Source organism: Brevundimonas sp. (assembly GCF_003248455.1).
Lineage (GTDB): Bacteria > Pseudomonadota > Alphaproteobacteria > Caulobacterales > Caulobacteraceae > Brevundimonas.
Genome location: NZ_QFNM01000015.1, coordinates 72,038 through 80,199 on the forward strand (window position 1 = coordinate 72,038; position 8,162 = coordinate 80,199).

Genomic DNA, 8,162 nt, shown 5'->3' on the forward strand with positions numbered 1-8,162 from the left:
GACATGATGCGGCGGGCAGGGGGTTAAAACCCCTGTCGCGGGCGCGGTCTTGCCCCTATCTAAGAGGCATGAAAGATCTGACCCAACTGATGCAGCAGGCCCAGGCGATGCAGCAAAAGCTGCAGGACGCCCAGGCCAAGATGGCCGACACCGCCGCCGATGGTTCGTCGGGCGGCGGCCTCGTGTCCGTCTCCCTGAAGGGGCCGGGCGAGATCACGGCGATCAGGATCGACGACAGCCTGCTGACCCCCGGCGAAGGCGAGATACTGGCCGATCTGATCGTGGCCGCCCACGCCGACGCCAAGCGCAAGCTGGACGACCAGAACAACGCCCTGATGCGCGAGGCCGCCGGCCCCATGGCCGGGATGAACATTCCCGGAATGCCGAAACTGTTCTGATGGCCGCCTCCGCCGGGCCGGAGATTGAGCGGCTGATCTCGCTTCTCGCCAAACTGCCCGGGCTGGGGCCGCGATCCGCCCGGCGCGCCGCCCTGGCCCTGCTGAAGCGGCGCGAACAGCTGCTGGTCCCGCTGGCGGCGTCCTTGGTCGAGACCGCCGAGAAGGTCGTCTCCTGCTCGGTCTGCGGCGCGCCGGACACCCGCGACCCGTGCGCCATCTGCGCGGACGACGCGCGCGACAACGGCCTGATCTGCGTCGTGGAGGAGGCGGGCGCTCTTTGGGCCATGGAGCGGTCCGGCGCCTTTCGAGGCAAATATCATGTGCTGGGCGGCCTGCTGTCGGCGCTGGACGGCGTGGGGCCGGAGCATCTGCGCATCGCCGAACTGGTCGGGCGCGCAAGGGGCGGCGGCGTGCGCGAGGTCGTCCTAGCCCTGCCCGCCACCGTTGACGGCCAGACCACCGCCCACTATGTCGCCGAGCGCATCGCCGGCCCCGAAGTCGAAGTCACCTCTCTGGCGCGCGGCGTGCCGGTCGGGGGCGAATTGGATTGGCTGGACGACGGCACCATCGTCCAGGCCCTGAAGGCGCGCCGCCCGACTTGAGACGGATCAGTTCGACGGCTGCGTCGGCGCGTTGACGTTGGGCGCCTCGCCGGTCGGCGCAGGCTGTGCGCGGCCGGTGGAATCGGTCGGGGCGTCGGCGGCGGGGGGCGTGCGGCTGTCGCCATCGAAGGCGCGGGCGTCGGCGGCCTGCTGGCCGGTCGTCGGGTTCTGCGCCTGGAAGGCGCCGTTCGACACGAACCAGAACCCCAGCAACAGGATCGCCGCCGCAAGGGTGGACACCACCAGCAGCACCAGGATCCGCGGGCTCTTGCGGCCGGCCCTCACATATTCGGCGTCGACCGGGCGGCCTTGGCGCACGGCGTCTGCGGCCTGATCGTGGCGGCGGGGTTCTTGCGGCTTCATGGTTTGGTCCTCCTCCGTTCCAGTCAGACCAACGTGATGGGAACGGCTGCGTTCCTGAACGCGCGGGCCTACGCGGGCCGCGCTTCTCATGACGGGCGACTCCCGCTAGGAACGGAGCATGAACATGATCGTGGTCGTTCTCGCCCTTGTCGCCGCCGCCTGCGGGGGCGGTTTCCTGTGGGCCTTCATGGGCTGGCAGAGGACGCGCGGCGAACTGGCGGCGGCCCAGGGGCGCGTCGAAGCGGTCGAGGACAGCCGCGTCACCATGGCCGAACTGCTCAAGGCCCAGGCGGCCCAGTCGGCCCAGGTCGTGGCCGACCAGATGGTCAGCCGCGCCACCGAGACCTTCCGCGCCCAGGACCTGCTGGCCCGCGAAAGGATGGCCGCTCAGCTGAAGCCGGTCGCCGACACCCTGACCAAGTTCCAGGAACATGTCGCCGCGCTGGAGAAAACCCGGTCCGAGGAGACCGGCGGCCTGCGCGAACAGCTGGCGGCCCTGATGGCGGCCTCGTCCGCCACCCGCGACGAGGCGCGCAAACTGACCGAGGCCCTGCGCGGCAACACCGGCCGGCGCGGCCGCTGGGGCGAACAGACCTGCCGAAACGTGCTGGAGGCCGCCGGCATGGCCGGCCGGTTCGACTTCACCGAACAGACCTCCAGCGCCGACGACGAGGGCCGTCAGAACCGGCCGGACTTCATCGTGCGCCTGCCCGGCGGCGGCATGTTCGTGATCGACGCCAAGGTGCCCCTGGCCTTCGCCGACGAGGACGAGGACGAAGAGGCGCGCGCCCGCTCCGTGGGCCTGCGCACCGCCGCCAGCCTCAAGACCCATGTGCGCCAGCTGTCGTCCAAGGCCTATCAGGACCAGTTCAAGCCCAGCCCCGATTTCGTCGTCCTGTTCGTGCCGGGCGACAGCTTTCTGGCCACGGCGCTGGACCATGCGCCGGACCTGTTGTCCGACGCGATGGAATCGCGCGTGGTCATCGCCACCCCCTCCACCCTGTTCGCCCTGTGCAAGGCTGTGGCCTATGGCTGGCGCGCGGAGGAGCAGGCGGCCAACGCCGACAAGGTCGCCGCCCTGGGCCGCGAGCTCTACAAACGGCTGTCGGTCATGGGCGGCCACGCCTCGGCCATCGGCCGGGCGCTGGACCAGGCGGTCGGCAAATACAATCAGTTCGTCGGCTCGCTGGAGAGCCAGGTCATGGTCTCGGCCAGACGGTTCGAGGACCTGCAGGTGGACCATCAGGGCAAGACCCTGCCCGATCTGGCGCCGGTCGAGACCGCACCTCGCGTTCTCAGCCGCCCCGAACTGATCGCCTCCCCATCCTCGGACTGATTCCAAAATCATGGAAAGGTCACTTGACTAACGCCATCCGTGTATGACAATGTTCCTTGTCAAATGGACAAGGGGTGTTGACTGATGGGCAAGTGGGGCGCCGTGATCAGGGCGGCCGCGATCACGTTCGGCGGCGGTTTGTTGTTCGCTTTCCTGGGCGGCGTCATGGCCGGCTACGCCGCATCCAGCGGCTGGGTCGACGGCGACTTGGCCGAACTGATCGTCACGGCGATCTTCGCCGTCGCCATCATGATCGGGGCCCTGTGGATCGGAGCGGAATGGATGCGCGTCATCGACGAAGCCGCGCGCGAGGCGCACAAGGCCGCCTGGTACTGGGGCGGAACCGCGGGAATGTGCGTCAGCGGCGTCGCCCTGATCCTCTCCTCCGCCGGGCCCTGGCGCGACGTCATCGCCCGCCATGTCGGGTCGGGGGCGGCGCCGATCGACTATCTGTCCGCCGGCGCGGCCCTGATGATCGCCCCCATGCTGATCGGCTATGTCGTAGTCTGGGCCTGGTGGTGGCTGGCGCGGATGCGAGCTTGAGCCATGAACAACCGTCTAAAGGTGCTGCGCGCCGAACGCGACTGGAGCCAGGCGCAGCTGGCCGAACAGTTGGGCGTGTCGCGCCAGACCGTGAATGCGCTGGAAACCGGGCGCTACGACCCCTCGCTGCCGCTGGCCTTCAGGATCGCCCGCATCTTCGGCCAGCCCATCGAATCCATCTTCTCGGAATAGTCGGCGGTCCAGGCCGCTTCATTTCAATCTCGTTTCGCCACAAGGATCGACCATGACTTTCGCCCGTTTGCTCAAGACCTCGGCCTCCACCCTCGCGCGCGGCGCGCTGGGCGCCGCCGCCGGCCTGGCCCTGTTCTGCGCCGTCGCCGGTTCGCCTCTCGACGCCCAGGCCCAGGCCCAGCCCCAGGTCCAGCCGTCGGCGACGCCCGCGCCGGCTCCGGCGCCGATCGAGGGGCGCGGTCCGGCGCTATGGGTGGTCAGGGACGCCGATTCCACCCTCTATCTGTTCGGCTCGGTCCATGTGCTGCGTCCGACGACCGGCTGGGCCAGCCCGCGCGTCCAGGCCGCCTTCGACAGCGCGTCCGATATCTGGTTCGAGATCAGCAACCCCGACGATCAGGCCGCCATCATGCCGCTGATCCAGCAGCACGGCCTGTCGCTGGACACGCCCCTGTCCAGCCGCCTGACGCCGGAGGAGAACGCCGAACTGGAGGCGGCCGCCGGCGCCATGGGGTCGTCGGCCGCCCAGCTTCAGCCGTTCAAGCCCTGGTTGGCGGCCCTCACCCTGTCGGTCGCCCCTCTCGTCAAGGCGGGCTACGATCCCAAGTCCGGCGTGGAACTGGTGCTGAAGGCGCGAGCCGAGGCGGCGGGCAAGCCGATCCACGCCTTCGAGACCATCGACAAACAGGTCGGCATTCTGGCCAACCTGCCCGACGAGGTGCAGATGGCCTTCCTGCGCGAAACCCTGAAGGACTATCAAAAGGCCGCGACCCAGCTGGACGAAATGGTCTCGGCCTGGGCCAGCGGCGACATCGGCGCCATCGACCGCATCATGGTGGCCGAGTTGAAGGACGCCTCGCCGGCCCTGTATCAGGCGCTGCTGGTCGACCGGAACACCGATTGGGCCGACCAGATCCAGACCCTGCTGCAAGGCTCCGGCACGGCCTTCATCGCCGTGGGCGCCGGGCACCTGACGGGCGACGACAGCGTTCAGGCGATCCTGAAACAGCGCGGCGTCACGGTCGAAACGGTGGAGTGAAGCCGATCAGCGCCCTCCAGTCTCATTATTCCAGGCCGTGAAAGGGTCTCCTGCGGCCCGCCTGAAACAGTGAGGTCTGGACCGGCGATGTCCTGATGCAAGCGATGGCCTGATTTACGCTTCAGCCAGAACCGCGAAAGCGGTTCCGGCTGAAGCGACCAAGCCTAGACGCGGCCCTTCGCCTTCAGCCGCCAAGCGTGAAGCAGCGGCTCCGTATAGCCGTTCGGCTGCGCCGCCCCTTCGAAGACCAGGGCGCGCGCCGCCCGATAGGCCGGGCTGGCCTCCGGGGCGGGAGCCATCGGCCGATAGAGAGGATCGCCGGCGTTCTGGCCGTCCACCTTGGCCGCCATGCGCAGGAAGGCCGCCTCGACCTGTTCGGGCGTGCAGACCCCGTGCAGCAGCCAGTTTGCGATGTGCTGCGAACTGATCCTCAGGGTCGCCCGGTCCTCCATCAGGCCGATGTCGTGGATGTCGGGCACCTTGGAGCAGCCGACGCCCTGGTCGATCCAGCGCACGACATAGCCGAGGATGCCCTGGGCGTTGTTGTCCAGTTCGGCCGCCACCTCGGCCTCGGACCAGTTCGCCCCGTTGGCCAGCGGCGGGGTCAGCAGGGCCTCCAGCCCCGGCGCCGGCTGGCGTGCGACATCCTTCTGCACCGCGAAAACATCGACGGCGTGATAGTGCAGGGCGTGCAGGGTCGCCGCCGTCGGCGACGGGGTCCAGGCGGTGTTGGCGCCGGTTCGGGGATGACCGATCTTCTGTTCCAGCATGTCCGCCATCCGGTCGGGCGCCGCCCACATTCCCTTGCCGATCTGGGCCCGGCCCGACAGGCCGCATTTCAGGCCGATGGCGACGTTTCTGGCCTCATAGGCGGCGATCCAGGCGCTGGATTTGATGTCCGCCTTTCGCACGACCGGTCCCGCCTGCATGACGGTGTGAATCTCGTCGCCGGTGCGGTCCAGGAAGCCGGTGTTGATGAAGACGATCCGGTCCTTCACCGCCTGGATGCAGGCCGCCAGATTGGCCGAGGTGCGCCGCTCTTCGTCCATCACCCCGACCTTGATCGCATGGCGCGGCAGGGCCAGCAGGTCCTCCACGGCGTCGAACAGCCGATCGGTGAAGGCGGCCTCGTCCGGCCCGTGCATCTTGGGTTTGACGATATAGACCGAGCCCGTCGCGCTGTTGCCGAATCCGCCGAGTCCCTTGAGATCGTACAGGGCGATCAGGCTGGTGACGATGGCGTCCATGATGCCCTCGGGCGCCTCGGACCCGTCGGCCAGACGAATGGCGGGGGTGGTCATCAGATGACCGACGTTGCGCACGAACAGCAGCGAACGCCCCTTCAGCGTCACCGTCGATCCGTCCGGCGCCGTCCAGTGACGATCCGGCTCCAGCGCCCGTGTCAGGGTCTCTCCGCCCTTGTCGAAGGTCGCCGACAGGTCGCCGCGCATCAGGCCCAGCCAGTTGCGATAGGCCTCGGTCTTGTCCGCCGCATCGACGGCGGCGACGGAATCCTCCAGATCGACGATGGTGGTCAGGGCCGATTCCAGCACCACGTCCGCCAGCCCCGCGGCATCGCCGCGCCCGACCGGATGATCCCGGTCGATGACCAGTTCGATATGCAGGCCGTTGTGAACCAGCAGGATCGAGGACGGCGACGCCGCCTCGCCGCGGAAACCGACGAACTGCGCCGCATCCTTCAGCGCGGGCGACAAGGCGCCGTCCACGACCGACCATCCGGCGACGTCGGCATGCGAACCTCGGGCCAGGGGCGCCGCCTCGTCCAGCAGGGTCTTGGCCCGCGCCACCACCCGTGCGCCCCGCCCCGCATCATAGCCCTTGCCCGAAGGCAGGTCGCCCAGGGCGTCCGTGCCGTACAGGGCGTCGTACAGGCTGCCCCAGCGCGCATTGGCGGCGTTCAACAAGAAACGCGCGTTCAGGACGGGCACGACGAGCTGCGGCCCGGCCATGCGGGCGATCTCGGCGTCCACCCCTTCGGTCGTGATCGTGAAAGGCTGCGGCTCCTCGGCCAGATAGCCGATCTCGCGCAGGAAGGCCTCGGAGGTCCCGACGTCGTAGGGCTGACCCCGCCGCGCCCTGTGCCAGTCGTCGATCTGCGCCTGCAGGGCGTCGCGTCGTTCCAGCAGGGCGCGGTTTTCCGGCGCGAACCGGGCGAAGATGTCCGCCGCGCCGATCCAGAAGGACGCCGCATCCAGACCCAGCCCCGGCAGAACGTCCTGCTCGATCAGGGCGGTCAACTCGCCCGCCACCTGCAATCCGGCGCGATCTTCATGGGTCGTCATCACGGCGTCTCCTCCGGCGCGGCCGGCCTGTAACAATGCGTGATGAGGTAAGCGGAGCCCGCTCGCCCGCGCAAGGGTCACGTCGCGTCACCGGGGTCGCTTTTCGTCTAACGGCCGCGCCGCCTGGTCAGAAACCCTTAACCGCGTCCGTGAACGAGACCGCAAGCGGCGGCCCCTATGGTCGGCCTTACGGACGACATGGCGTCCGATCCGGTCGAGCGTTTCCCGATGCTGTTTCTTCTGAACGATGTGGTGTTCGACCTGGACGAGGCCTGCCCGGTCACGCCCGCCGACACGCGCCGGTTCGAGAAGCTGTCCTTCGACTATGTGCTGGAACTGGGCTGCGAGCTGTTCGCCGAGAATCCGTTGCTGCACAGGAACGACCCCGAGCGCGCGCGCCGTCTGGCCTGGCTGATCGCCGAACGCAGCCCGGACGTCAACGCCGCCCTGTTCGCCGCCCCGGCCGTCGCCTGCGACCCCGATCTGGTCGAGCCGCGCTTCTGCGCCCTGCCCGGCGCCGTCATGCGCCAACTCCAGGCCAAGGGCCATCGCCTCGACGCCGTCGCCGCCGACCGCGCCGTCTGGAACCGAATGGCCGCCTGAGGTCGGACGGCCTTGAGGCTTCGCGTCACATCACCGTATTGAACACGACGTGCACCATCGTCGCCACCGCGACGATGAAGCCGAAGCCGATCATCAGGCCCAAGGCGGGATGAAGGGGTCTGCGCCCGACCGGATAATCCGTGCGGGGGTGGGCGGTGCGGTCTTGAGGATGGATCACAGCCATCGTTCGTTTCCTTTCCCTATGATCCCGGAAAAATCCGGGGAGGGCGTCAGACTCTGTCGGCCTGATCGTCACCTCAGAGCCGACCATGACTCCAATAGCCCCTGATGGCGAGGGGTTATTTGATCTGGCGCAACATGGTGATGTCATGTGCGCGCCCGCCAGCGAGTGACTTTCGGCGCGGGGCGGGGTAGTCGCGCGCCATGTCCACCCTGACTCTGCCCGAAGAAGCGGCGCGCCGCAGAACCTTCGCCATCATCGCCCACCCCGATGCGGGCAAGACGACCCTGACCGAGCATATCCTCTTGGCCGGCGGCGCCATCCGCGCGGCCGGCGCGGTGCGGGCGCGCGGCGAGAACCGGCGCACCCGTTCGGACTGGATGAAGATCGAGAAGGAGCGCGGGATTTCCGTCAGCGCCTCGGTCATGACGTTCGAGCACGACGGCAAGATGTTCAACCTGCTCGACACGCCTGGGCACGAGGACTTCTCGGAAGACACCTATCGCACCCTGACCGCCGCCGACTGCGCCATCATGGTGCTGGACGCCGCCAAGGGGATCGAGCCGCAGACGCTGAAGCTGTTCGAGGTCTGCCGCCTGCGC

11 protein-coding genes are annotated in these 8,162 nt (G+C 68.4%); 8 read left to right on the top strand and 3 right to left on the bottom strand.

The annotated features are described in order from the left end of the window. The first annotated feature begins 68 nt into the window (after nt 1–68). Both DI624_RS07600 and recR read left to right on the top strand, forming a co-directional pair. The gene (locus DI624_RS07600) at nt 69–398 is read left to right on the top strand and encodes a YbaB/EbfC family nucleoid-associated protein (protein ID WP_291537182.1); all 330 of its coding nucleotides are present in this window, start codon (nt 69–71) and stop codon (nt 396–398) included. Further along, nucleotides 398–1,000: a recombination mediator RecR gene (gene recR, locus DI624_RS07605; RefSeq protein WP_291537183.1), complete on the top strand. Its 603-nt coding sequence runs from the start codon at nt 398–400 to the stop codon at nt 998–1,000. Before DI624_RS07600 ends, recR begins: the two co-directional genes overlap by 1 nt. Before the next feature lie 6 nt (nt 1,001–1,006). On the opposite strand, the gene DI624_RS07610 is transcribed toward recR, so the two are convergent. Further along, nucleotides 1,007–1,363, bottom strand: a complete 357-nt coding sequence (locus DI624_RS07610) for a hypothetical protein (RefSeq protein WP_291537184.1) — start codon at nt 1,361–1,363, stop codon at nt 1,007–1,009. 118 nt (nt 1,364–1,481) lie between these two features. On the opposite strand from DI624_RS07610, the gene DI624_RS07615 reads away from it, so the two are divergent. From DI624_RS07615 to DI624_RS07630, 4 genes are all read left to right on the top strand, one after another. Continuing rightward, the gene (locus DI624_RS07615) at nt 1,482–2,699 is read left to right on the top strand and encodes a DNA recombination protein RmuC (RefSeq protein ID WP_291537185.1); all 1,218 of its coding nucleotides are present in this window, start codon (nt 1,482–1,484) and stop codon (nt 2,697–2,699) included. An 84-nt stretch (nt 2,700–2,783) separates the two neighbouring features. Beyond that, entirely contained in the window at nt 2,784–3,242 is a 459-nt protein-coding gene (locus DI624_RS07620) for a hypothetical protein (RefSeq protein WP_291537186.1), read from the top strand. 3 nt (nt 3,243–3,245) lie between these two features. Next, a complete protein-coding gene (locus DI624_RS07625) occupies nt 3,246–3,434 on the top strand; it encodes a helix-turn-helix transcriptional regulator (protein WP_220675691.1) in 189 nt (62 codons plus the stop codon). Between the two features lie 52 nt (nt 3,435–3,486). Beyond that, nucleotides 3,487–4,473: a TraB/GumN family protein gene (locus DI624_RS07630; RefSeq protein ID WP_291537187.1), complete on the top strand. Its 987-nt coding sequence runs from the start codon at nt 3,487–3,489 to the stop codon at nt 4,471–4,473. Nucleotides 4,474–4,637: 164 nt separating this feature from the next. On the opposite strand, the gene DI624_RS07635 is transcribed toward DI624_RS07630, so the two are convergent. Then, nucleotides 4,638–6,776 carry a malate synthase G gene (locus tag DI624_RS07635; RefSeq protein WP_291537188.1) on the bottom strand — a complete coding sequence of 713 codons (2,139 nt, stop codon included), beginning with the start codon at nt 6,774–6,776 and terminating at the stop codon, nt 4,638–4,640. 228 nt (nt 6,777–7,004) lie between these two features. Between DI624_RS07635 and DI624_RS07640 the strand changes: the two genes are divergently transcribed. Beyond that, complete coding sequence (locus DI624_RS07640) at nt 7,005–7,379, top strand: hypothetical protein (protein ID WP_291537193.1); 375 nt, start codon at nt 7,005–7,007, stop codon at nt 7,377–7,379. A 25-nt stretch (nt 7,380–7,404) separates the two neighbouring features. Here DI624_RS07640 and DI624_RS07645 read toward each other — a convergent pair whose 3' ends face one another. Next, entirely contained in the window at nt 7,405–7,563 is a 159-nt protein-coding gene (locus tag DI624_RS07645) for a hypothetical protein (RefSeq protein ID WP_291537189.1), read from the bottom strand. A 200-nt stretch (nt 7,564–7,763) separates the two neighbouring features. Here DI624_RS07645 and DI624_RS07650 point away from each other — a divergent pair. Next, the coding region (locus tag DI624_RS07650) for a GTP-binding protein (RefSeq protein WP_291537190.1) at nt 7,764–8,162 on the top strand (399 nt) is incomplete at its 3' end.

What these genes read in the sequence shown, in the direction of transcription:
- DI624_RS07600 (WP_291537182.1), top strand. Translation starts at nt 69, where the DNA reads ATGAAAGATCTGACCCAACTGATGCAGCAGGCCCAGGCGATGCAGCAA.
- recR (WP_291537183.1), top strand. Translation starts at nt 398, where the DNA reads ATGGCCGCCTCCGCCGGGCCGGAGATTGAGCGGCTGATCTCGCTTCTC.
- DI624_RS07610 (WP_291537184.1), bottom strand. Translation starts at nt 1,363, where the DNA reads ATGAAGCCGCAAGAACCCCGCCGCCACGATCAGGCCGCAGACGCCGTG.
- DI624_RS07615 (WP_291537185.1), top strand. Translation starts at nt 1,482, where the DNA reads ATGAACATGATCGTGGTCGTTCTCGCCCTTGTCGCCGCCGCCTGCGGG.
- DI624_RS07620 (WP_291537186.1), top strand. Translation starts at nt 2,784, where the DNA reads ATGGGCAAGTGGGGCGCCGTGATCAGGGCGGCCGCGATCACGTTCGGC.
- DI624_RS07625 (WP_220675691.1), top strand. Translation starts at nt 3,246, where the DNA reads ATGAACAACCGTCTAAAGGTGCTGCGCGCCGAACGCGACTGGAGCCAG.
- DI624_RS07630 (WP_291537187.1), top strand. Translation starts at nt 3,487, where the DNA reads ATGACTTTCGCCCGTTTGCTCAAGACCTCGGCCTCCACCCTCGCGCGC.
- DI624_RS07635 (WP_291537188.1), bottom strand. Translation starts at nt 6,776, where the DNA reads ATGACGACCCATGAAGATCGCGCCGGATTGCAGGTGGCGGGCGAGTTG.
- DI624_RS07640 (WP_291537193.1), top strand. Translation starts at nt 7,005, where the DNA reads ATGCTGTTTCTTCTGAACGATGTGGTGTTCGACCTGGACGAGGCCTGC.
- DI624_RS07645 (WP_291537189.1), bottom strand. Translation starts at nt 7,563, where the DNA reads ATGGCTGTGATCCATCCTCAAGACCGCACCGCCCACCCCCGCACGGAT.